The sequence below is a fragment of the Pantoea sp. PNA 03-3 genome (genome assembly GCF_003201175.1).
GTDB classification, from domain to species: domain Bacteria; phylum Pseudomonadota; class Gammaproteobacteria; order Enterobacterales; family Enterobacteriaceae; genus Pantoea; species Pantoea stewartii.
This window is the reverse complement of sequence record NZ_QICO01000004.1, coordinates 146804-169918: the sequence shown is the minus strand read 5'-3', so window position 1 is coordinate 169918 and position 23115 is coordinate 146804. Positions and strand designations below refer to the sequence as shown.

General features: G+C 54.2%; 19 protein-coding genes and 1 other RNA gene. 14 read left to right on the top strand and 6 right to left on the bottom strand.

Annotation, left to right across the window (positions count from 1 at the left end):
- Nucleotides 1–185: 185 nt before the first annotated feature.
- Nucleotides 186–1337 carry a methionine adenosyltransferase gene (metK, locus tag C7433_RS13795; RefSeq protein ID WP_110268365.1) on the bottom strand — a complete coding sequence of 384 codons (1152 nt, stop codon included), beginning with the start codon at nt 1335–1337 and terminating at the stop codon, nt 186–188.
- An 801-nt stretch (nt 1338–2138) separates the two neighbouring features.
- Here metK and speA point away from each other — a divergent pair.
- Together speA and speB are read left to right on the top strand one after the other, a co-directional pair.
- Nucleotides 2139–4118 (top strand): biosynthetic arginine decarboxylase, encoded by a 1980-nt coding sequence (gene speA, locus C7433_RS13785; RefSeq protein ID WP_033739647.1) that lies wholly within the window; start codon nt 2139–2141, stop codon nt 4116–4118.
- Between the two features lie 159 nt (nt 4119–4277).
- On the top strand, nt 4278–5198 hold the full coding sequence (speB, locus tag C7433_RS13780) for an agmatinase (protein WP_033739645.1): 921 nt from the start codon (nt 4278–4280) through the stop codon (nt 5196–5198).
- A gap of 42 nt (nt 5199–5240) precedes the next feature.
- Here speB and C7433_RS13775 read toward each other — a convergent pair whose 3' ends face one another.
- The gene (locus C7433_RS13775; protein WP_110268364.1) at nt 5241–5996 is read right to left on the bottom strand and encodes a M48 family metallopeptidase; all 756 of its coding nucleotides are present in this window, start codon (nt 5994–5996) and stop codon (nt 5241–5243) included.
- A gap of 269 nt (nt 5997–6265) precedes the next feature.
- On the opposite strand from C7433_RS13775, the gene tkt reads away from it, so the two are divergent.
- From tkt to C7433_RS13740, 7 genes are all read left to right on the top strand, one after another.
- Nucleotides 6266–8260 carry a transketolase gene (tkt, locus tag C7433_RS13770; protein ID WP_006120840.1) on the top strand — a complete coding sequence of 665 codons (1995 nt, stop codon included), beginning with the start codon at nt 6266–6268 and terminating at the stop codon, nt 8258–8260.
- A 308-nt stretch (nt 8261–8568) separates the two neighbouring features.
- On the top strand, nt 8569–9588 hold the full coding sequence (gene epd / locus C7433_RS13765) for an erythrose-4-phosphate dehydrogenase (protein ID WP_033739643.1): 1020 nt from the start codon (nt 8569–8571) through the stop codon (nt 9586–9588).
- A 51-nt stretch (nt 9589–9639) separates the two neighbouring features.
- On the top strand, nt 9640–10803 hold the full coding sequence (gene pgk, locus C7433_RS13760) for a phosphoglycerate kinase (RefSeq protein ID WP_033739641.1): 1164 nt from the start codon (nt 9640–9642) through the stop codon (nt 10801–10803).
- A gap of 109 nt (nt 10804–10912) precedes the next feature.
- Nucleotides 10913–11992 (top strand): class II fructose-bisphosphate aldolase, encoded by a 1080-nt coding sequence (gene fbaA / locus C7433_RS13755; RefSeq protein WP_039339288.1) that lies wholly within the window; start codon nt 10913–10915, stop codon nt 11990–11992.
- 361 nt (nt 11993–12353) lie between these two features.
- On the top strand, nt 12354–13229 hold the full coding sequence (gene mscS / locus C7433_RS13750; protein WP_006120836.1) for a small-conductance mechanosensitive channel MscS: 876 nt from the start codon (nt 12354–12356) through the stop codon (nt 13227–13229).
- 122 nt (nt 13230–13351) lie between these two features.
- Nucleotides 13352–13975 carry an arginine exporter ArgO gene (argO, locus tag C7433_RS13745; protein WP_039339289.1) on the top strand — a complete coding sequence of 208 codons (624 nt, stop codon included), beginning with the start codon at nt 13352–13354 and terminating at the stop codon, nt 13973–13975.
- 141 nt (nt 13976–14116) lie between these two features.
- Complete coding sequence (locus C7433_RS13740; protein WP_006120834.1) at nt 14117–14848, top strand: oxidative stress defense protein; 732 nt, start codon at nt 14117–14119, stop codon at nt 14846–14848.
- Nucleotides 14849–15303: 455 nt separating this feature from the next.
- Here the strand turns inward: C7433_RS13740 and C7433_RS13730 are convergent, their stop codons facing one another.
- On the bottom strand, nt 15304–16206 hold the full coding sequence (locus C7433_RS13730) for a LysR family transcriptional regulator ArgP (RefSeq protein WP_006120833.1): 903 nt from the start codon (nt 16204–16206) through the stop codon (nt 15304–15306).
- Between the two features lie 181 nt (nt 16207–16387).
- Here C7433_RS13730 and rpiA point away from each other — a divergent pair, with 181 nt between their 5' ends.
- On the top strand, nt 16388–17047 hold the full coding sequence (gene rpiA, locus C7433_RS13725) for a ribose-5-phosphate isomerase RpiA (RefSeq protein ID WP_033739634.1): 660 nt from the start codon (nt 16388–16390) through the stop codon (nt 17045–17047).
- A gap of 280 nt (nt 17048–17327) precedes the next feature.
- The gene (serA, locus tag C7433_RS13720; protein ID WP_006120831.1) at nt 17328–18566 is read left to right on the top strand and encodes a phosphoglycerate dehydrogenase; all 1239 of its coding nucleotides are present in this window, start codon (nt 17328–17330) and stop codon (nt 18564–18566) included.
- A 42-nt stretch (nt 18567–18608) separates the two neighbouring features.
- Here the strand turns inward: serA and C7433_RS13715 are convergent, their stop codons facing one another.
- The 3 genes from C7433_RS13715 to zapA form a co-directional block, all read right to left on the bottom strand.
- Entirely contained in the window at nt 18609–19205 is a 597-nt protein-coding gene (locus tag C7433_RS13715; protein ID WP_033739632.1) for a 5-formyltetrahydrofolate cyclo-ligase, read from the bottom strand.
- Between the two features lie 77 nt (nt 19206–19282).
- Nucleotides 19283–19466, bottom strand: a non-coding RNA gene (gene ssrS / locus C7433_RS13710) — 6S RNA.
- 39 nt (nt 19467–19505) lie between these two features.
- A complete protein-coding gene (zapA, locus tag C7433_RS13705; RefSeq protein ID WP_006120829.1) occupies nt 19506–19835 on the bottom strand; it encodes a cell division protein ZapA in 330 nt (109 codons plus the stop codon).
- A 170-nt stretch (nt 19836–20005) separates the two neighbouring features.
- Here zapA and C7433_RS13700 point away from each other — a divergent pair, with 170 nt between their 5' ends.
- The 3 genes from C7433_RS13700 to ubiH are packed head-to-tail and all read left to right on the top strand — an operon-like array spanning nt 20006 to nt 23115.
- A complete protein-coding gene (locus C7433_RS13700; protein ID WP_006120828.1) occupies nt 20006–20584 on the top strand; it encodes a YecA family protein in 579 nt (192 codons plus the stop codon).
- Between the two features lie 33 nt (nt 20585–20617).
- Entirely contained in the window at nt 20618–21940 is a 1323-nt protein-coding gene (gene pepP / locus C7433_RS13695) for a Xaa-Pro aminopeptidase (protein WP_080752861.1), read from the top strand.
- Nucleotides 21937–23115: a 2-octaprenyl-6-methoxyphenyl hydroxylase gene (gene ubiH, locus C7433_RS13690; protein WP_110268362.1), complete on the top strand. Its 1179-nt coding sequence runs from the start codon at nt 21937–21939 to the stop codon at nt 23113–23115. Before pepP ends, ubiH begins: the two co-directional genes overlap by 4 nt.

Below are 23115 nucleotides of genomic sequence, written 5' to 3'. Positions count from 1 at the left end.
TAGCCGATATTTAAAGCGTTTCAAATTGTAATCGTTAACACAAGGGCAGGGTACAAACTGAAAGAAAGTGTAGTTGAGTTAAAAAAATGTGCCGCAGGAAAAAAGCGGAGGACGAATGCGGGATAAAGCTCATAAAAAAGCCCCGCCATCGGGCAGGGCTTTCAGGTGCACTTACTCACCAATGCTTACAGACCAGCGGCCTCGCGCAGCTGTGCCGCTTTGTCGGTTTTTTCCCATGGGAAATGTTCGCGACCAAAGTGACCGTAAGCGGCCGTTTCTTTATAGATTGGGTGCAGCAGATCCAGCATCTGAATCAGACCGTATGGACGCAGGTCAAAGAATTCACGGACCAGCAGCGTCAGCTGTTCAGTAGAGACTTTCTCGGTACCAAAGGTTTCCACCATGATAGATGTCGGCTCTGCCACGCCGATGGCGTAGGAAACCTGAATCTCACACCGATCGGCCAGGCCAGCCGCCACGATATTTTTGGCAACATAGCGCGCAGCGTACGCCGCGGAGCGGTCAACTTTTGAGGGATCTTTACCTGAGAATGCGCCGCCACCGTGACGCGCCATCCCGCCGTAGGTATCGACAATGATTTTACGACCGGTCAGGCCACAGTCACCCATTGGACCGCCGATAACAAAACGGCCGGTTGGGTTGATGTGGTATTTGGTGGACGCGTTCAACCACTCAGAAGGCAGTACCGGCTTGATGATTTCTTCCATCACCGCTTCCTGCAGATCGTGCTGGCTGATGGCTTCGCTGTGCTGAGTCGAGAGCACGACCGCGTCGATGCCTACAATCTTGCCATTGTCATACTGGAAAGTGACCTGGCTTTTCGCATCCGGGCGCAGCCATGGCAGCGTGCCATTTTTGCGGACTTCAGCCTGACGCTGAACCAGACGATGCGCATAGGTTACCGGGGCGGGCATCAGCACGTCGGTTTCGTTGGTCGCGTAGCCGAACATCAGGCCCTGATCGCCTGCACCCTGTTCCAGCGGATCGCTGCGGTCAACGCCCTGGTTGATGTCCTGAGATTGTTTACCGATGGCGCTTAACACGGCGCAGGAATTGGCATCAAAGCCCATATCGGAATGAACATAGCCGATTTCACGTACGGTATTACGGGTGATTTCTTCGATATCAACCCAGGCGCTGGTCGTGATTTCGCCGCCGACCAGAACCATACCGGTCTTCACGTACGTTTCGCAGGCCACGCGCGCTTTAGGATCCTGCTCCAGGATCGCATCAAGCACCGCATCGGAAATCTGGTCAGCGATTTTATCAGGATGTCCTTCTGATACGGACTCGGATGTAAAAAGATGTTTAGCCATTATGTTCTTTACCTTACCAATGGTTTGAGTTCGACTGCGTAGCGCAAGTGAGTGTTAGCTGACTTAACGCCCCTTAAGGCAAAGCCGAGAGCAGTCAGGTAGTGTCAGCACGCCAGGCCAACACCGCCTGGATATTAACCTGTTTAGATGGAAAACCATCTGGACGTCTATTTTAGGTTACGAGATGAGCGAATTACCAGCCCTTTTTTCTGATGCACTGCCGGCCTGGTGCTGAGTAGTGAATAATGCTGCGGGCAGGGCCAGCATTAAGCGAATAATCTCTTTGCATTTTTCAGGCGCAAATTGTATAAAACGCCGCTGCGTTTGCAGCAGAAAAAGGATGACGCGCTATCGCGTCGCGCCCGTCAGACCACTGTCTGGCTTTCACCCTGATGGTTTGCCACATGACGGCGTCATGTGCGGAGGTGATACACGTCATGAGCCTTATCTTCTCCTTCACGGCTTCTTTGCGTGCTGGCTTTGCGTCAGCGTTATCCTGTTTCCCGTCTTTATTTCTTTCCTGCCACCCTTTTATTCGCTTCGGTAATTATCCCGACACAAGCGCTGGCTAACCTCTGACACGTCAACGTGGGCAAGTGGCCCGACCGACGTGGTGTGAATTATTCGCGGCCCTTTTTTCCCCTGTCGTGGCGGAGTGTTTTACACTTAGGTCATGCAAGGGGATTATCTGGGCGCATGACGCTGACAGAGCATGACGTAATATGTGGCAACGAATTTCCCTACATCCGGCTGTTGAGTCGGATTACAGTATTATCTTTCAACGGAAAATTGAGGTTCGTGATGTCTGACGGCATGAAGAATATCAAGGGTTCGTCAGCTGGCGAACAAGGTGCTCTCCGCTCTATGCAGGAGGTGGCGATGAACGATCAGGACGCCAGCCTGATGCTGCGGACCTATAACATTGCCTGGTGGGGCAATAACTATTATGACGTGAATGAACTGGGTCATATTAGTGTCTGTCCCGACCCGGATCGCCCGGACGTGCGCGTTGATCTGGCAAAACTGGTGAAAGAACGTGAGGCGCAAGGCCAGCGTCTGCCGGCGTTGTTCTGTTTTCCGCAGATCCTTCAGCACCGCCTGCGCTCAATCAACGCCGCGTTCAAACGCGCGCGTGAATCCTATGGCTATACCGGTGACTACTTCCTGGTTTATCCCATCAAGGTTAACCAGCACAAACGCGTGATTGAATCGCTGGTGAACTCCGGTGAGCCGTTGGGCCTTGAAGCCGGATCAAAAGCGGAACTGATGGCGGTGCTGGCGCATGCCGGCCACACCCGCTCAGTGATTGTCTGTAACGGTTATAAAGATCGTGAATACATTCGTCTGGCGCTGATCGGCGAAAAAATGGGGCACAAGGTTTATCTGGTTCTGGAGAAGATGACCGAAGTGCGTCTGGTGCTGGAAGAAGCGGAACGCCTGAATGTGGTGCCGCGCCTCGGCATTCGTGCGCGTCTGGCGTCGCAAGGTTCCGGTAAATGGCAGTCGAGCGGTGGCGAGAAATCCAAATTTGGCCTGTCTGCCACGCAGGTGCTGAAGCTGGTTGAAATCATGCGCGAAGCCGGACGCATTGACAGCCTGCAACTGCTGCACTTCCACCTTGGCTCTCAGATGGCGAATATTCGCGATATCGCCACCGGCGTGCGCGAGTCGGCACGTTTTTACGTGGAGCTGGCGAAGCTGGGCGTCAACATTAAGTGCTTCGACGTCGGCGGCGGTCTGGGCGTGGATTATGAAGGGACGCGTTCACAGTCTGACTGCTCGGTAAACTACGGGCTGAATGAATACGCTAATAATGTTATCTGGGCCATCGGTGCCGCCTGCGACGAACACGGACTTGAACATCCTACCGTCATCACCGAGTCCGGTCGCGCCGTAACGGCGCACCATACGGTGCTGGTCTCTAACATCATTGGTGTTGAGCGGAACGAATTCAGCAAACCTGAAGCGCCCGATATCGATGATGCGCCACGTCCTATCCTGAGCATGTGGGAAACCTGGCAGGAGATGCACGAGCCGAATACGCGCCGCTCTCTGCGTGAATGGCTGCACGACAGCCAGATGGACCTGTTTGATATTCACACCGGCTATTCGTCAGGCATTTACAGCCTTAAGCAGCGCGCCTGGGCTGAACAGCTGTACCTGAGCATTTGCCATTATATTCAGCAGCATCTGGATCCCAGCAACCGCGCACATCGCCCGATTATTGATGAGCTGCAGGAGCGCATGGCGGATAAGATCTATGTGAACTTCTCGCTGTTCCAGTCGATGCCGGACGCGTGGGGCATCGATCAGCTGTTCCCGGTGCTGCCACTGGAAGGCCTGAATAAAAAGCCCGAACGTCGGGCCGTGCTGCTGGATATAACCTGTGACTCCGATGGCACCATCGATCATTACGTGGATGGCGACGGCATCGCGACGACCATGCCGATGCCGGAATATGATGTGGAGAACCCACCGATGCTGGGCTTCTTTATGGTCGGCGCGTACCAGGAAATTCTGGGCAACATGCACAACCTGTTTGGTGATACCGAAGCAGTGGATGTCTTCGCATTCCAGGATGGCGAAGTGGAAGTACAGCTTTCCGATGAAGGCGATACCGTGGCCGACATGTTGCAGTATGTGCAGCTGGACCCCAATGAGCTGATGACGCTGTTCCGTAAACAGATTCAGACCTCTGAACTGGACGAAGACCTGCGTGAGCAGTTCCTGCAGGAGTTTGAAAGCGGTCTCTATGGCTACACGTATTTAGAAGACGAATAACGCCCTGCGAAGCGCTTGCAGCCGGGTGGGACATTGTTGATAATCGGCGGCAACACATCCCTTCCTCGTCGGGCCTAACGACGCGGAGGGGATTTTTTTTATCTCAACCTGAAAGGTGTGCGGGCCCGGCCCGGTTCAGACATTAACAGAGGACGACTTATGTACAATACCCTCGGTAATCAGTACGACAATTCACTGGTTTCTAACGCCTTTGGTTTTATGCGTTTTCCAGTCAATTTTCAGCCTTACGACAGCGACGCAGAGTGGGTGATCACCGGCGTTCCATTTGATGCAGCAACCTCTGGCCGTCCAGGCAGCCGTCTTGGCCCTGGTGCCATCCGTCAGATTTCAACGAATCTGGCCTGGGAAGGCTGTCGCTGGCCGTGGGATTTTGACCTGCGTCAGCGCCTGAATGTCGTGGACTGTGGCGATCTGGTTTATGCCTTTGGCGACTCTCAGGACCTGTCTGACAAGTTGCAGGCTCACGCAGAGAAGCTGCTGGCTAACGGTAAACGTATGATGACGTTTGGCGGCGATCACTACGTCACGCTGCCGCTACTGCGTGCCCACGCGAAGCACTTCGGTAAAATGGCGCTGGTGCACTTCGACGCGCATACCGATACCTATTCTAACGGCCCCACGTTTGACCATGGCACCATGTTCTTTACGGCGCCAAAAGAGGGCCTGATCGATCCGCAGCACTCCGTCCAGATCGGTATCCGTACCGAGTTCGATAAGAGCCTGGGCTTTAACGTGCTGGATGCGGCGCAGGTTAACGACCGCAGCGTGGACGATATCCTGGCGGAAATTAAGCGCACCGTTGGCGATCTGCCGGTTTACCTTACCTTTGACATTGACTGCCTGGACCCTGCGCATGCGCCGGGTACCGGTACGCCAGTGATCGGTGGTTTAACGACCGACAAAGCGACCAAGTTGATTCGGGGTTTGCAGGGCATGAATATTGTCGGGATGGATCTGGTGGAAGTGGCCCCGGGCTATGATCACGCCGATCTGACCGCGCTGGCTGCCGCAACGCTGGCACTGGATATGTTACACGTTCAGGCCGCCAACAAAGGCTAATGCCACAGCGGGATAACGCAGCGTTATCCCGCTGATTCAGGCTTACTTGCTGTCTGCCGCGATACGATCGCGAATGTGTTGTGCGCGGGCTTCAGAATCAGGGTGCGAATCGAACATAGAGCTCTGGCGACCCTGTTCCAGTTTCGCCAGTTTTTCAAAGCTGGTCGCTAATCCGACAGGGTCAATTCCCCGTTTTTTAAGCAGATCGTAAGAGTAGTCATCCGCCTGCGTTTCCTGAGTCTGGGAGAACTGCGCATTCACCAGTTTTTCGCCCATATCGCCCAGTTGTGACTGCGACAGCGAGCCAATGATGCCTCCTATGGACGCGGCAGCGGTGCGCGCGGCGGTCGTGGTAAAGGCAACCTGCATCGCTTTACGTGTATGGCCCAGCGCGACGTGACCCATTTCGTGCCCCAGCACCGCCTCCACTTCATTGTCGTTCATCATGTCCATCAGGCCGCTGTAAACGCGTATACAGCCGTTGGCCATCGCCCAGGCATTCACATCTTTGGTCTGGTAGACCTTATAGTTAGCCGGCGTACCGTTAATGTTGTCGCCCAGTGCGGCCGCGATTTTATTCAGACGTTGCTGGTATTCGCTGTTCGCCGGCGCGACCTGATTGTCTTTGTCCATCTGGGCACAGGATTGATCGCTCAACTGCTTCACCTGGGCATCGCTTAATGTGTACGCCTGGAAAGCCTGTGCACCTGACTGCAGCAGGCCGTTGTTATTCATCCCCTCGCAGCCGCTTAACAGCGCGATCATCCCCAAAGCCAGTACCGTTTTCTGAATTTTCATTCCATCTTCCCAATAGTAACAAGATAAAAAACAATCACCTGACGCGGTGGCTGGTGATCGAACTTACTGGTTATAGTCGGCGGTAAACCGTTTTGCTAGCAGACATTACCGGAAAAGCCAAACGCGCCGGGCATATTTCGCGTTTTACGACATTACTTTTAGGCCGTTTTTCATGTACATTGTTGTGAAAGTTTCCCCTCGCTTTGCCCGATAACTGATTAATTACAAAAGGTTAAGGCGCAAATCGTTAATCCGAAATGGAGTAGAAGATGCCCTCTCGTAAAGATCTTGCCAATGCCATTCGCGCGTTAAGTATGGATGCAGTGCAAAAAGCTAAATCGGGACATCCGGGTGCCCCTATGGGCATGGCGGATATCGCCGAAGTGTTATGGCGTGGCTACCTGAATCATAATCCAACTAACCCATTGTGGGCTGACCGCGACCGTTTTGTGCTGTCGAATGGTCACGGTTCGATGCTGATCTACAGCCTGCTGCATCTGACCGGTTACGATTTGCCCATCAGCGAACTGGAAAACTTCCGTCAGCTGCACTCTAAAACCCCGGGTCACCCTGAGTACGGCTACACCGTTGGTGTGGAAACCACCACCGGTCCGCTGGGCCAGGGCATTGCCAATGCCGTGGGTTTTGCCATCGCTGAGCGCACATTAGCGGCGCAGTTCAACCGTCCGGGTCATGACATCGTAGACCATAACACTTGGGTGTTTATGGGCGATGGTTGCATGATGGAAGGCATCTCACACGAAGTCTGCTCACTGGCCGGTACGCTGAAGCTCGGTAAGCTGGTGGCCTTCTATGACGATAACGGTATTTCAATCGATGGCCATATCGACGGCTGGTTTACCGATGACACCGCTAAGCGTTTTGAAGCCTATGGCTGGCATGTGGTGCGCGGTGTGGATGGGCATAACGCGGATGCGATCGCGAAAGCCATCGAAGAAGCGAAAGCCGTAACCGATAAGCCTTCACTGCTGATGTGCAAAACCGTGATTGGTTTCGGTTCACCAAACAAAGCGGGCACCCATGATTCACATGGCGCGCCACTGGGTGACGACGAAGTGGCCTTGACCCGTAAGCAACTGGGTTGGGAGTACCCGCCATTTGTTATCCCGTCTGAGATTTATGCCGAGTGGGATGCTAAAGAAGCGGGCCAGGCGAAAGAAGCCGCGTGGAATGAAAAATTTGCCGCTTACGCTAAAGCCTTCCCGGAACTGGCTGCCGAATTCAAACGTCGCATGAGCAACGAACTGCCAGCTAACTGGCAGCAAGAGTCGCAAAAATTCATTGAGCAGTTGCAGGCGAACCCGGCGAAAATTGCCAGCCGTAAAGCTTCGCAGAATGCGATTGAAGCGTTTGGTAAGATCCTGCCGGAATATCTGGGCGGCTCAGCGGATCTGGCACCCAGTAACCTGACTATCTGGTCGGGCTCTAAGCCAATCAATGAAGATGCTGCGGGTAACTACATCCATTATGGTGTGCGTGAGTTTGGTATGACCGCGATTGCTAACGGTCTGGCCCTGCACGGCGGTTTCCTGCCTTATACCGCAACCTTCCTGATGTTCGTGGAATATGCGCGTAACGCGGCACGTATGGCTGCGCTGATGAAGATCCGTCAGATCATGGTGTATACCCATGATTCAATCGGTCTGGGTGAAGATGGCCCGACGCACCAGCCTGTTGAGCAGATGGCAAGCCTGCGCACGACGCCGAACATGAGCCTGTGGCGTCCGTGTGACCAGGTTGAATCTGCCGTGGCGTGGAAATATGCCATTGAGCGTAAAGACGGCCCAAGCGCCCTGATCTTCTCGCGTCAAAACCTGGCACAGCAGGAGCGTACACCCGAGCAACTGGCCAACGTGGCCCGCGGTGGTTATGTCCTCAAAGACAGCGCAGGCACGCCAGAACTGATTCTGATTGCCACCGGTTCCGAAGTGGAACTGGCCGTCGCGGCTTACCAGAAGCTTACCGAAGAAGGTCGCAAGGTGCGCGTGGTGTCTATGCCATCGACCGATGCTTTCGATAAACAGTCCGAAGAATACCGTGAATCTGTTCTGCCAAAAGCCGTTGCGGCGCGCGTCGCTATTGAGGCTGGTATCGCCGATTACTGGTTTAAATACACCGGGCTGAACGGGGCTATTGTTGGGATGACCACCTTTGGTGAGTCGGCTCCTGCTGAGAAGCTGTTCGAAGTGTTCGGTTTCACGCTCGACAACGTTGTCGCAAAAGCAAAAGCGTTGCTGGCGTAATGCCACAATCCTGACGCGTGCCTGCGCGTCAGGATAGCAATAAAAAGGGGGGCGCTTTCTGCCCCCTGACTGACGCAATTATTCCTGGAGTAATCGCTCATTTTTGCTCAATTATGTGATGCAGATCCAAAAATTCGCAGCTCGCTTGATCGCAGTCATTCCTGTTATTCCTCACTTCTATTATTCTCGCTGAACCGTTTCAGTTATGGCGCGTTCACCCTGCATCGGGTAAGAATCTCCTGTACAAAACGTGGTGAAACGCTCAGGCTATCTGCACCTTTTTTTCAGTCTGGTTTGGCAGGAGAAAGATGACCATTCGGGTTGCAATAAACGGCTTTGGTCGCATTGGACGCAACGTGTTGCGTGCACTGTATGAAACGGGACGCCGTGCTGAAATCACCGTGGTGGCGATTAATGAGCTGGCGGAAGCCGCAGGCATGGCGCACTTATTAAAATACGACACCAGTCATGGCCGTTTTGCACTGGATGTTCGCCAGGAGCGGGACCTGCTGTGGGTGGGAGAAGATACCATTCGTATTCTGCACCACGCCGGACTGGACGCGCTGCCCTGGCGCGAACTCAATGTCGATGTGGTACTGGACTGTACCGGCGTTTATGGTTCCCGCCAGGATGGTGAAGCTCATCTGCGCGCTGGCGCTAAAAAAGTCCTGTTTTCCCATCCGGGTGGTCACGATCTTGATGCCACCGTCGTGTACGGTGTTAACGAGCAGGAACTGAAACAAACGGACTGTATTGTCTCGAATGCCTCTTGCACCACCAACTGCATTATTCCCGTGATTAAGCTGCTGGATGATGCGTTTGGGATTGAGTCGGGCACGGTGACGACGATCCATTCGGCGATGCACGATCAACAGGTGATCGATGCCTATCACAGCGATCTGCGCCGCACGCGTGCAGCCAGTCAGTCTATTATTCCGGTGGACACGCGCCTGGCGGCAGGCATTACGCGTATTTTTCCGAAATTTAACGATCGCTTTGAAGCCATTGCAGTGCGTGTGCCGACGATCAACGTGACCGCCATTGATCTCAGCGTTTCTGTGCGTCAGCCGGTTAAGGCCTGTGAGGTTAACGCCTTGTTGCTGAGCGCGGCAGAAGGGGCGTTTCGTGGTATAGTTGACTATACGGAGTTGCCGTTAGTCTCAATAGATTTCAACCATGATCCGCACAGTGCCATTGTGGACGGTACACAAACGCGGGTCAGCGGTCAGCATCTGATCAAAACCCTGGTCTGGTGCGACAACGAATGGGGCTTTGCTAACCGAATGATCGACACGACGTTAGCGATGGCCGCAAGCGGTTTCAGGTAAGACGCGGTTTGCGTCTGGCAAAACTTATGAGAATCAACGAGAGGGTTCACCATGTCCGTAATTAAGATGACCGATCTGGATCTTGCTGGCAAACGCGTTCTAATCCGCGCCGATCTCAACGTGCCGGTAAAAGAAGGGAAAGTGACGTCAGATGCACGTATCCGTGCGTCTCTGCCTACCATCGAAGCAGCCCTGAAGCAGGGCGCTAAAGTGATGGTTACCTCTCACCTGGGTCGTCCGACCGAAGGTGAATACAACGACGAATTCTCACTGCTGCCTGTAGTGAACTACCTGAAAGAAAAACTGAACGGCACCCCGGTAACGCTGGCGAAAGACTACCTTGACGGCGTCGATATCGGCGCGGGCGAGCTGGTTGTGCTGGAAAACGTTCGCTTTAACAAAGGCGAAAAGAAAGACGACGAGGCGCTGGCAAAAAAATACGCAGCACTGTGTGACGTGTTCGTGATGGATGCTTTTGGCACCGCGCACCGCGCCCAGGCCTCTACACACGGCGTGGGTAAATTTGCGCCTGTCGCCTGTGCGGGCCCGCTGCTGTCGGCTGAGCTGGACGCGCTGGGTAAAGTGATGAAAAACCCTGAGCGTCCGCTGGTGGCCGTCGTCGGTGGTTCAAAAGTCTCAACCAAATTTGATGTGCTGCAGTCGCTGGTCAAGATTGCTGACACCGTGATTGTCGGCGGTGGCATTGCGAACACCTTCGTCGCTATCGATAACAAAGTGGGTAAATCGCTGTATGAGCCAGACTTTGTTGAAGCGGCAAAAGGCCTGCGCGATCAGTACGGTATTCCTGTCCCAACCGACTCACGCGTTGGCACGGAATTCTCTGAAACTGCCCCGGCAACCGTGAAAAAGGTTTCGGAAGTGGCAGATAACGAAGAGATTATGGACTTCGGCGACGAAACCGCTCAGGCCATGGCAACCATCCTCAAGAATGCGAAAACCATTCTGTGGAATGGCCCGGTTGGTGTGTTTGAGTTCCCGAACTTCCGTAAAGGCACCGAGATTGTCGCTAACGCGATTGCAGACAGTGACGCGTTCTCTGTTGCAGGTGGCGGTGATACGCTGGCTGCTATCGATCTGTTTGGCATTGAAGACAAAATCTCCTATATCTCGACGGGCGGCGGCGCGTTCCTTGAGTTCGTTGAAGGCAAAAAACTGCCTGCCGTTGCCATGCTGGAAGAGCGTGCGAAGCAGTAATCCTTTGGGGGCGGTGCCTGGCGGCACTGCCTGAAAACTCGCCCGATACCGGGCGTTTAAATCGCTGTCCCCATGTTGGGGATAACCGGTCACGAAACAGGACACAATCATGTCTAAAATTTTTGATTTCGTAAAACCCGGCGTTGTCACTGGTGACGACGTTCAGAAGATCTTCAAAGTAGCGAAAGAGAATAAATTCGCTCTGCCAGCGGTTAACTGCGTCGGTACTGACTCAATTAACGCTGTGCTGGAAGCCGCCGCGAAAGTTAAAGCCCCGGTTATCGTACAGTTCTCTAACGGCGGTGCTGCGTTCATCGCCGGTAAAGGTTTTAAAACCGACAAGCCACAGGGCGCCGCCATTTTCGGTGCGATCTCTGGCGCACAGCACGTGCATCTGATGGCTGAACAGTATGGCGTGCCGGTTATCCTGCACACCGACCACTGTGCCAAAAAACTGCTGCCGTGGATCGACGGTCTGCTTGACGCAGGCGAAGAGCACTTCAAAAAAACCGGCAAGCCGCTGTTCTCTTCTCATATGATCGACCTGTCTGAAGAGTCACTGGAAGAAAACATCGAAATCAGCAGCAAATACCTGGCGCGCATGGCGAAAATCGACATGACCCTGGAAATCGAACTGGGCTGCACCGGCGGTGAAGAAGATGGCGTGGACAACAGCCACATGGACGCTTCCGCCCTGTACACCCAGCCAGAAGACGTGAACTACGCGTACGAAAAACTGAATGCGATCAGCCCGCGTTTCACCATTGCGGCATCCTTCGGTAACGTCCACGGCGTTTACAAACCCGGTAACGTGAAACTGACCCCAACCATCCTGCGTGACTCCCAGAAATTTGTCTGTGAAAAACATGGCCTGCCGCACAATGCGCTGGATTTCGTGTTCCACGGTGGTTCAGGTTCTTCTGCTGCAGAAATCGAAGAGTCTATCAGCTACGGCGTGATCAAGATGAACATCGATACCGATACTCAATGGGCGACCTGGGACGGTATTCTGCAGTACTACAAAAAGAACGAAGGCTATCTGCAGGCGCAGCTGGGTAACCCAGAAGGCGCTGATAAGCCGAACAAGAAATACTACGATCCACGCGTCTGGCTGCGCGCTGCGCAGGCATCCATGGTGGTGCGTCTGGAGCAGGCGTTCAAAGAACTCAACGCCGTTGACGTTCTGTAAGTAGCGTTGCTCAGCGCTGAGGTCTTCAGGACGTCAGCGTGACTGACTCTGTCCCGATCAGCCGATCGGGACTTTTTTTATCCCGCCTTTGCACACCTTTCTCTTTGCGCTTTTGATAAGTCGACGTCCGGTTACAGCGGCATCGCTCACCACCTTTTATGCTCAAAAACTTCTCAACAGGGAAGGGCGAAGCGAGGGGAGTCAAACGCATTGTGGCGACGATTCAGGCTGCCCGTCCTCATTATGGTGCCATGTAATTTGGCACCAGGCTAAATAATTGATTACCCTTAATCCCTGGGTGTCGGATTACATCTGGCAGTTTTTGTTTTTCCCCTCGGGGATTCATCAACAGGGCTTACAAATGGAAGACTTAAATGTTGTGGATGGTATCAACAGTGCCGGTGGCTGGTTAGTACACAACCAGGCGCTGATTCTGAGTTATGCCGTGAATATCGTTGCGGCTGTTGCCATCATTATTGTCGGGATGGTCATCGCCAGAGTGATTTCAAACGCCGTTAATCGTCTGCTCATCGCGCGTCATATTGACGCCACCGTGGCAGACTTTCTTTCCGCGCTGGTTCGTTATGGCGTCATTGCGTTTACGGTGATTGCTGCGCTGGGACGCGTTGGCGTGCAAACTGCGTCGGTCATTGCCGTGCTGGGTGCGGCAGGTCTGGCCGTCGGCCTTGCGCTACAGGGTTCATTGTCCAATCTGGCAGCCGGTGTACTGCTGGTCACGTTCCGTCCTTTCCGTACCGGTGAGTTTGTTGATCTGGGCGGCGTGATGGGCACCGTACTGAATGTGCAGATTTTCTCGACCACACTGCGGTCGGCGGATGGCAAGATTGTGGTGGTGCCCAATGGCAAAATCATCAGCGGGAATATCATCAACTTCTCGCGTGAACCCGTGCGCCGTAATGAATTCATTGTCGGCGTGGCCTATGAAGCCGATGTGGATGAGGTGATTGCCCTGCTGCGTGAAGTGGTGGAAGCCGATCAGCGTGTCTTAAAAGATCGTGGCATCCAGATTGGCCTGAATGAATTGGGCGCTTCATCGCTGAATTTCGTTGTGCGTTGCTGGAGCAACAGTAGCGATCTGCAGGACGTTTACTGGGATCTGCTCAAGAACTTCAAACGTGCGCTGGATAACAAAGGCATTGGTATTCCTTACCCACAGATGGATGTCCATCTGCATCAGGTGAACAAACCTGACGCGGAAACTGCGGTCACCCGTTAAGCCGATGGGCGGCAGCCGCCGCCCATTAAAATGGCTAATGACGTATTAATTTTTTCCATTTCCGCTAATCATATCGGCTTCCCTATAATGCCTGACATCTGACTGATGTAAGGATATTTCCCGTGTTATCGATTTATTTTCAAGGGCTTGCTCTTGGGGCCGCGCTTATTCTGCCGCTGGGGCCACAAAATGCCTTCGTACTTAATCAGGGCGTGAAACGGCACTATCATCTGATGACCGCCACGCTCTGCTCGCTGAGCGATGTCGTGCTGATCTGCGCGGGGATTTTTGGGGGAAGTGCGCTCCTGCAGCAGTCGCCACTGCTGCTGACCGTGATTACCTGGGCAGGTGTGGCCTTTTTGCTCTGGTATGGCTGGGGCGCATTACGGACCGCTTTTCGCCGCGAGCTGGCGCTGGCGTCAGGCCTGGATATCCGGCAGAGCCGAGGCCGGATCATTGCCACCCTGCTGGCAGTCACCTGGCTCAATCCCCACGTTTATCTCGATACCTTTGTTGTGCTTGGCAGCCTGGGAAGCCAGTTTCCTGATACCCACGCGCGTCAGTGGTTCGCCCTGGGGACCGTCAGTGCCTCTGTGTTGTGGTTTTTTGGCTTAGCCCTGTTGGCGGCCTGGCTTGCGCCGTTACTGCAGACAACGCGCGCGCAACGCCTCATCAACCTGCTGGTCGGCGCGGTCATGTGGTTTATCGCGTTTCAACTCGTACAGCAGGCCATCAAAGGATTTTGAGCAAAAGGTAAACGAAAACGGGTTATCCAGACCCGTTTTCCGAACTTTTGTCATTACCTTCACTCCAAGCAAGGCGTAATATGATGCGCGTGCCGGCTTCGGACCCGAAGCCACCGAACTGACCTTTCAAGGAGGACTTTCATGAAACTGAAAGCATTGGCGCTTGTCGCGATGATGAGCGCAGGGGCATTGCCTTTAAGCGCACAGGCTGATGAACTGCCAAACGGACCGCATGTTGTGACGTCAGGCAAAGCGACGGTTGATGCCCGCCCGGATATCGCGACGCTGTCAATTGTGGTGAATGTCTCATCGAAAGATGCCGCAGAGGCAAAGAAACAGGTCGACAGTCGTGTTGCGCAGTATTTTGATTTCCTGCAGAAAAACGGCATCGAGAAAAAGGATATTGAAGCGGCCAACCTGACCACGCAGCCAGAATACGATTATACCAAAGACGGTAAATCGCAGCTGAAAGGTTACCGTGCGGTACGTCAGGTTCAGGTGACCGTCCGCCAGCTGGACAAGCTGAATGAGCTGCTTGACGGCGCGCTGAAATCGGGCCTGAACGAAGTTCGCAGCGTCGAGTTAGGCGTCGCCAATCCTGAGCGCTACAAGCAGCAGGCGCTGAAAGCCGCCATCAAAAATGCGACTCAGCAAGCCACAGAACTGGCAGAAGGCTTTAACGCCAAACTGGGGCCAATCTACAGCATTCGCTATCAGGTCGCTAACTACCAGCCTATGCCGATGAATCGCATGTTTAAAGCCTCCGCGGCAGCGGCCGATACTTCCGCGCAGGAAACCTACGACCAGCAAAGCATTAACTTCGATGACCAGGTTGATGTGGTTTTTGAGATGAAACCCAATACGGCACAGTAAGCCTATCGACGCTGTCGTGAAGCCATCAGCGGCCGTGTTTACCAGGCGCGCTTTGCGCCGCTGATGTGGTGCCTTTCCATCGCTCAGCAACCTGACGGACTGTCGCAGTCGGCCTGTTCCTTTGCCGGCGGCGCTTTTCCCCCGCATTCCTGCGGGGGCAATCCCTGGTTGATTCCCGCTTTTCAGCGCCCGGTATCACCTGCTGAAATCACGCCCCTGATGGCCATGGAGCCGTGCTGCTTTTAGCAGGGTACACTCTCACTGCAATGCCTGACGCTTGCTGTGGCACAGGGGATTATTCTCTTTAGTTCAGCAGAAGCCCGGACAGGCTGTCCGGTTCCGGGCGGTTTGTCAGGAGAATAAGCAGACCGGGAATGCTGCCCGGTAGCGGCAGAGAGTCGCGTTTGACACGCACCGTCCCCAGTTTATCCGACCTTCACTTTCGCCTTTGGCCGCTATTCCATCGTGTCCTGACGCAGAACTCGATGACCATGCGCAATCAGCGCATCGGTGACCCGACGCATCAGTCGGCTTTCCGGTGCAAAACGGTGCCAGTACAACATCCGGCGCTGATACAGCCCCGGTGTCAGATCGATCAGCTCACCGCTCGCCAGTTCGCGCTCAATCTGCAGATGCGGGATCATACAGCAGGTCGAGCCCTGACGGGCCATCTGCACAAAGGCTTCAGAAGAGTTAACGATATGGCAGGGCACGCTGCCCGGCGAAAGATCGAAGTTCTGCTGTAAAAAGGCCTGATGCATATCATCCAGATGGTCAAATGCGACGGCAGGCGCTTTCAGCAACGCGGAACGGGTGACGCCGTTGGGAAAAAAGCGCTCGGCAAAGTCACGGGAAGCCACAAACAGGTAATCCAGGGCGCCCAGTTGATCAACCAGACAACTGGGTAAAGGCTGGGGCTGGATACTGACTGCGCCGACCACTTCGCCACGTCTCAGCCGTTCCTGCGTACGGGTTTCATCTTCAACCTGGAGGTTAAGGCGCACCGGCGAATCGGCCAGCACGTCTTTTAATGCAGGCAACAGCCAGGTGGCCAGACTGTCGGCGTTCACCGCCAGGGAGAGCAGTAACGGCGTCGTACCGCTGATTTCGTCCCCCAGCCACTCTTCCTCCAGCAGTTCAACCTGGTGCAACAGCGCAAGCAGCTTTTGCCCCTGCTCAGTGGGACGAGGGGGCACGGTGCGAACCAACAGCGGCTGACCAAACAGGTTTTCCAGCTGTTTGATGCGTTGCGATACGGCCGACTGGGTGATGCACAGTTTTTGCGCAGCACGTTCAAAGCCACGTTCACGTATCACTGCGTCCAGCGCCTGAAGCGTTCTGTAGTCCGGGCGTTTCATTATTCTTTTCTCTCCTTCAGGGTGGACGTTACGATGCCACAAATGTGCCTGAGCAAAAGTCTGGGGTATTTTTGTGGGCTGGCTTCCAAAGCATTAAATCCGCCCAATGCATCCGAGCATTTTCAGCAAACCTTGCTTTATACTACGCGCATTTTCTTATCGCACAGGTTCTAAACATACCATGACGCAGGATGAACTGAAAAAAGCTGTTGGTTGGGCTGCACTTGATTATGTCCAGCCAGGTACGATCGTCGGCGTGGGAACAGGCTCTACCGCTGCCCATTTTATTGATGCGCTCGGCAGCATCAAACACCAGATTGAAGGTGCCGTGTCCAGTTCTGAAGCCTCCACGCAAAAGCTCAAAAGCCTCGGTATTCAGGTGTTTGATTTGAATGAAATCGATGACCTGGCCATCTATGTTGATGGTGCCGACGAAATTAATCCCCAGATGCAGATGATCAAAGGCGGCGGTGCCGCGCTGACCCGCGAAAAAATCGTCGCGGCCGTGGCTAAAAAGTTTATCTGTATTGCCGATGCATCGAAAGAAGTCGACGTGCTGGGGCGTTTTCCGTTGCCCGTTGAAGTGATTCCCATGGCACGCAGCTACGTCGCGCGTGAACTGGTCAGGCTGGGCGGTTTGCCTGAGTATCGCCAGAATGTCGTCACTGACAACGGTAATATCATCCTGGACGTGCATAATCTGCGTATTCTGGATCCCATTGAGCTGGAAAAAACCATTAACGCGTTACCGGGCGTCGTCACCGTCGGGCTTTTCGCTACCCGGGGTGCCGATGTGGCGTTGATTGGCGGACCGGATGGGGTCAAAACGCTGAAAAAATAACGCGACGGGCGCATAATTTGCGCCCGCGTTTTTTTAATTAAAAAAAAACTTTTCTCGCCAGGCTGAAATTTGGTGACTTATGTCACATAAGCGTCATCAACAGCGGGTTCATTCTCCCCGATGCGGCCAACCCACGATTTTGTCCGGCAAAGTTTGGCTTCTGAATCCAGCCAGCCAGCCGGTCAGGCAATCGTTTGTATTGCTGCTGGCGTTTTTTTTGATATTTTGACTGCTGGCTGACTGCGTTCAGTCCTCGTTGAATTCTGAATAGGGTTGGGAAATGGCAAAGGTTTCACTGGAAAAAGACAAGATTAAGTTCCTGCTGGTGGAAGGTGTCCACCAGAGCGCGCTGGACAATCTTCGTGCTGCAGGTTACACCAATATTGAATTCCACAAAGGCGCACTGGATAGCGAGTCATTAAAGGCTTCCATCCGTGACGCGCACTTTATCGGTATCCGTTCCCGTTCCCAACTGACTGAAGAGATTTTTGCCGCAGCAGAAAAACTGGTCGCTGTGGGCTGTTTCTGTATCGGTACCAACCAGGTTGATTTAAATGCGGCGGCAAAGCGCGGTATTCCCGTTTTTAACGCCCCGTTCTCTAACACGCGCTCGGTCGCCGAACTGGTGATTGGCGAAATGCTGCTGATGCTGCGTGGCGTGCCAGAAGCGAACGCCAAAGCCCATCGCGGTGTCTGGAATAAGATTGCTAAAGGCTCATTCGAAGCGCGCGGTAAGAAGCTGGGCATTATCGGCTATGGTCACATTGGTATGCAGTTAGGCGTGCTGGCTGAGGGCCTGGGCATGCACGTGTATTTTTACGATATTGAAAATAAGCTGCCGCTGGGTAATGCCTCGCAGGTGCGAAGCCTGACGCAGTTGCTGAATATGAGCGATGTCGTCAGTCTGCATGTGCCTGAAACTGCCTCGACACAAAATATGATCTCTGCTGACGAGCTGGCGCAGATGAAACCTGGCGCGCTGTTAATCAACGCCTCACGCGGCACCGTCGTGGATATTCCGGCACTGTGTGACGCGCTGGCCAGCAAGCAGGTCGGGGGCGCGGCCATTGACGTGTTCCCGGTTGAGCCAGCCACAAACAGCGATCCGTTTGTCTCGCCACTGAGTGAGTTCGATAATGTCATTCTGACGCCACACATCGGGGGTTCCACCGAAGAAGCGCAGGAAAACATTGGTATCGAAGTGGCAGGCAAACTGGCGAAATATTCCGATAACGGTTCAACGCTGTCTGCAGTGAACTTCCCTGAAGTGTCCTTGCCGATGCACGGCGTCAGCGCAAGCCGTCTGCTGCACATTCATGAAAACCGTCCGGGTGTGCTGACCGCAATTAACCAGATTTTTGCCGAACAGGGCATCAATATCGCCGCGCAGTACCTGCAAACCTCACCCATGATGGGGTATGTGGTGATTGATATCGATGCCGAGCACGAACTGGCAGAGAAAGCGCTGCAGCTGATGAAGGCTATCCCTGGCACTATCCGCGCCCGTCTCCTCTACTGATTTATCAAAATAATCAACCCAGGCGCACAACAGTGCCTGGGTTTATTCTTCCCACAACCACAACGTTGACGGCGTCAGCACGGCGGGCAAAGGAATATCCCAGGCCGCCACAGGCAGCGAATCGACCAACTGGCAGTCGTGCGCGATGCCAACCGGTAAAAAAGCGTGCTGTTTCCAGTTTTGTAACGTGCGGTCGTAAAAACCGCCCCCCATGCCCAGACGCTGACCACTGCGATCAAAGGCCACCAGCGGCACCATCATCACATCCAGTTCGTCCAGCGTAACCATATGCCGGATATCGAGTGGCGGTTCAGGAATACGTAGCTTGTTCGGGCTCAACGGCGTTTCTGGCGTATAGCGCAGAAAAAGCAGATGACCGGCAGAGAAGGGATGAAGCACAGGAAGATAAACGCGTTTGTTCTGCTGCCATAATTTTGCGATAAGCGGACGCGTATTAATTTCCCCATCGACGGATAAGAACAGCGCGACGTTTTGGGCGTCGGAGACAGGCGCAAAGTTAATCGCGTGTTCCGCAAGCTGTTCGGCGGCAGTATGTTGCTGTTCCGGGGTTAAGGCGCGACGTAAATGACGAACATGCTGACGAATGTCCTGTCGCTGAAGTAAAGAGGGTTCTGACATGGTGTCCCCCAGAAGAAGTCGCCTGAGCGACGCACTATATCATGTCTGGTGGGGGATAATGCAGTACAACCAGAAAGGAGATCTCCGAGATGCCGCCGTAGGCTGTAACCCTTGAACCCTTGGTTCAAGGTGAACATGCCGTCGCAACCATCAGGCTTCTCGGACGGACCGAGCATGCTCACAGGTTGCGGAGCGTCACATTCTGTTGGTATGAAATATCGGCTCAGGGGACTGGCCCACTTGCAAACATCTCAGAGAAAATTGACTTCACCGTCAGTGTAGCACAGTGACCATGAAGTATTATTCGAACTTCGCATCCTGACGATCAGTTATGCGACCTTGCTCAACTAATGCCTGCTCTATCGTCTGCTGTAACATACGGATTCGTTGTTCCATATTAGCAGCATAGTCGCGCGTCTTGTTTTTTTCTTGTGCCAGTTCATGGCAAATGTTTAACGCGGCAATGAACACCAGTTGCTCTGTATTGGTGACTCTAGTGCGAACTTTTAAATCTTGCAACCGTTGATTGAGATCTTCCGCCGCCGCGTTCAGCGCATCTTGCTGTTCAGGCGGACAATTTACTCTCAAAGAACGACCAAAAATTTGTAAATCTACCGGTTGTGCAGACATGCCACCTTCCTGACTGATTACCTGGCTCGCCATTCCCTTAGCCTTCAATGGCCTGGGAGGCGGGCAACTATATAGACCTGAGAAATAAGATACAACCCCTTTTCTGGAAACCTTGAGGCAGCTAGTGGTAGCATACCACGAACTCTTACAGCCAACGACGATGAAAAATGATGTCTTCACAGAACGCAACCCCTGATTACAATGCGCTGGCGGCGGCGCTCTCACAGCACGGCGTCGGAATGACACCTGCCGAAATGCACGGATTACTCAGCGGTATTCTGTGTGGCGGTAATCAGGATACCAGCTGGAAAACGCTGGTCCACGATCTCGCGAATGAAGGCATGGCTTTTTCGCACACGCTGGCCCAGCCGCTGCAGGATTTGCATGCAAATATTACGACGGCGCTTGAAGAAGATGGCTTTCTCTTTCAACTGATGCTGCCCGACGATGATGACATCACCGTGTTTGATCGGGCTGACGCCCTGGCTGGCTGGGTAAACCATTTTTTACTCGGTCTGGGCGTAACTCAGCCTAAACTGGATAAGGTCACCGGCGAAACCGGCGAGGCCATTGATGATCTGCGTACTATCGCGCAGCTTGGCTATGACGAAGACGAAGATCAGGAAGAGCTGGAGCAGTCGCTGGAGGAGGTGATCGAGTACGTCCGCGTCGCGGCGCTACTTTGTCACGATACGTTCACGCGCCCGCAGCCAACCGCACCTGAAGTACAGAAGCCAACGTTACACTAAGCCAGATATCTCAGTTCAACAGGGAGTGCAGACATGATTTCACTGGAGACCTTCCAGCAGCGTCGTCAGGCGCTGTTAGCGAAAATGGTTCCGGGCAGCGCAGCGTTAATTTTTGCGGCGCCTGAAGTAACGCGCAGTAACGACAGCGAATATCCGTTTCGTCAAAACAGTGATTTCTGGTACTTCACAGGTTTTAATGAGCCTGAAGCCTTACTGGTGCTGATCAAAAGTGATGAGAACCACAACCACAGTGTGCTGTTTAATCGTGTCCGCGACCTGACCGCAGAAATCTGGTTTGGTCGCCGTCTGGGCCAGGAGGCGGCACCGGCAAAACTGGGTGTGGATCGCGCACTGCCCTGGAACGATATCGGTGAGCAGCTTCATCTTTTGTTGAACGGTCTGGATGAGGTTTATCACGCGCAAGGGTTATATCCTGAGGCTGACAAGCTGGTGTTCAGTGCGCTGGATAAACTACGTCGCGGTTTCCGCCAGAACCTGAGCGCCCCTGCCAGCCTGACAGACTGGCGTCCCTGGGTGCATGAGATGCGCCTGTTCAAAAGTCCGGAAGAAATCGCCATTCTGCGCCGTGCAGGTGAGATCAGTGCGCTGGCCCATACGCGCGCTATGCAGGCCTGTCGCCCCGGCCTGTACGAATACCATCTGGAAGGCGAAATTCATCATGAGTTTAACCGCCACGGTGCGCGTTTTCCCTCCTACAACACCATCGTCGGTTCCGGTGAAAATGGATGTATTCTGCACTATACCGAGAATGAATGTGAGCTGCGGGATGGCGACCTGGTGCTGATTGATGCGGGATGTGAATGGCAGGGGTACGCAGGCGATATTACCCGCACCTTCCCGGTAAACGGTAAATTCTCACCTGCTCAACGTGCTGTCTACAACATCGTGCTGAAATCATTAGAGACGGCATTATCCCGTTTCCGGCCTGGCGTCAGTATTCGCGAGGTGAATGATGAGGTGGTGCACATCATGGTGACCGGTCTGGTTGAACTGGGCGTGTTGCAGGGCGAGGTTGACGCGTTAATTGCTGAAGACGCGCATCGCAAATTCTTTATGCATGGCCTGAGCCACTGGCTGGGGCTGGATGTCCATGATGTGGGGCACTACGGCACGCCAAGCCGGGATCGCATTCTGGAACCGGGCATGGTCATTACTATTGAACCAGGCTTATACATTGCCCCCGATGCCGACGTGCCGGTGGAATACCGCGGTATCGGCATTCGCATTGAGGATGACATTGTGATCACTGAAACAGGTAACGAGAATCTCACTGACAGCGTGGTGAAAGATCCGGATGCTATTGAGGCGCTGATGGCGGCGGCACGCGCAGGATGACCGTCCTCATCGCGGGTGGCGGAATGACCGGTGCCACGCTGGCGCTGGCTATTTCGCACCTGACACAGGGCGCGCTGCCCGTCACGCTGATCGAAAGCAGCGAACCTGCCAGCCGCGCGCATCCGGGTTATGACGGCCGTGCCATTGCGCTGTCTGCCGGCACCTGTCAGCAACTGGCCAATATTAATCTCTGGCAGCGCATTGCCCCCTGCGCAACGCCGATCACGACGATCCATGTTTCCGATCGGGGTCATGCGGGTTTTGTCTCACTGGCGGCCAGCGACTATGCGATTCCCGCGCTGGGCCAGGTCGTCGAATTGTTCGACGTAGGCCAGCGTTTATTCGCGCAGCTTAAACAGGCTCCCGGCGTCACCCTGCGCTGTCCGGCACGGGTCACCAATGTGAACCGTACTCAGGCGCACGTGAAGGTCACGCTGGATAATGATGAACAACTGGACGCTGATGTGCTGGTGGCGGCTGATGGCACGCGTTCGGCTGTCGCGGCAGCCTGCGGTATTCAGTGGCAAACCGAAACTTATCAGCAACTGGCACTCATTGCGAATGTCACCAGCGAGATACCGCACCAGGGGCGGGCCTTTGAACGGTTTACTGCGTTCGGCCCGCTCGCCCTGCTGCCGATGTCTGACAACCGACTGTCGCTGGTGTGGTGTCATTCATTGGATAAACGCCCGCAGCTTGAGCGCTGGGACGACGAGACGTTTCTCAGCGAACTTCAGCACGCGTTCGGCTGGCGACTGGGGAAATTTACCCACACCGGTAAACGCGATATCTATCCGCTGGCATTGCAACAGGCCGAACCGGTCGTTTCACATCGTGTTGCCACCGTGGGCAACGCAGCCCAGACGCTGCACCCTATTGCCGGGCAGGGATTTAACCTGGGCCTGAGGGATGTCATGTCCTTAGCCGAAACCCTGGCCACCGCGCACCGGCAGCAACAGGACCCCGGCAGCTATGCTGTCCTGCAGCATTACCGCCAGCGTCGCCAACAGGATCGGGCCACGACCATCGGTCTCACCGACGGTCTGGTGCGCCTGTTTGCCAACCGCCATGCACCGCTGGTCGTCGGGCGCAACCTTGGCCTGCTGGCAATGGATCATCTGCCGTTGCTGAGAAATCTTCTGGCCGAGCGCACGCTTGGCTGGGTTAAGCGTTAA

Coding starts and splice junctions, on each gene's coding strand:
- metK (WP_110268365.1), bottom strand. CDS start 1,337: ATGGCTAAACATCTTTTTACATCCGAGTCCGTATCAGAAGGACATCCT.
- speA (WP_033739647.1), top strand. CDS start 2,139: ATGTCTGACGGCATGAAGAATATCAAGGGTTCGTCAGCTGGCGAACAA.
- speB (WP_033739645.1), top strand. CDS start 4,278: ATGTACAATACCCTCGGTAATCAGTACGACAATTCACTGGTTTCTAAC.
- C7433_RS13775 (WP_110268364.1), bottom strand. CDS start 5,996: ATGAAAATTCAGAAAACGGTACTGGCTTTGGGGATGATCGCGCTGTTA.
- tkt (WP_006120840.1), top strand. CDS start 6,266: ATGCCCTCTCGTAAAGATCTTGCCAATGCCATTCGCGCGTTAAGTATG.
- epd (WP_033739643.1), top strand. CDS start 8,569: ATGACCATTCGGGTTGCAATAAACGGCTTTGGTCGCATTGGACGCAAC.
- pgk (WP_033739641.1), top strand. CDS start 9,640: ATGTCCGTAATTAAGATGACCGATCTGGATCTTGCTGGCAAACGCGTT.
- fbaA (WP_039339288.1), top strand. CDS start 10,913: ATGTCTAAAATTTTTGATTTCGTAAAACCCGGCGTTGTCACTGGTGAC.
- mscS (WP_006120836.1), top strand. CDS start 12,354: ATGGAAGACTTAAATGTTGTGGATGGTATCAACAGTGCCGGTGGCTGG.
- C7433_RS13740 (WP_006120834.1), top strand. CDS start 14,117: ATGAAACTGAAAGCATTGGCGCTTGTCGCGATGATGAGCGCAGGGGCA.
- C7433_RS13730 (WP_006120833.1), bottom strand. CDS start 16,206: ATGAAACGCCCGGACTACAGAACGCTTCAGGCGCTGGACGCAGTGATA.
- rpiA (WP_033739634.1), top strand. CDS start 16,388: ATGACGCAGGATGAACTGAAAAAAGCTGTTGGTTGGGCTGCACTTGAT.
- serA (WP_006120831.1), top strand. CDS start 17,328: ATGGCAAAGGTTTCACTGGAAAAAGACAAGATTAAGTTCCTGCTGGTG.
- C7433_RS13715 (WP_033739632.1), bottom strand. CDS start 19,205: ATGTCAGAACCCTCTTTACTTCAGCGACAGGACATTCGTCAGCATGTT.
- zapA (WP_006120829.1), bottom strand. CDS start 19,835: ATGTCTGCACAACCGGTAGATTTACAAATTTTTGGTCGTTCTTTGAGA.
- C7433_RS13700 (WP_006120828.1), top strand. CDS start 20,006: ATGTCTTCACAGAACGCAACCCCTGATTACAATGCGCTGGCGGCGGCG.
- pepP (WP_080752861.1), top strand. CDS start 20,618: ATGATTTCACTGGAGACCTTCCAGCAGCGTCGTCAGGCGCTGTTAGCG.
- ubiH (WP_110268362.1), top strand. CDS start 21,937: ATGACCGTCCTCATCGCGGGTGGCGGAATGACCGGTGCCACGCTGGCG.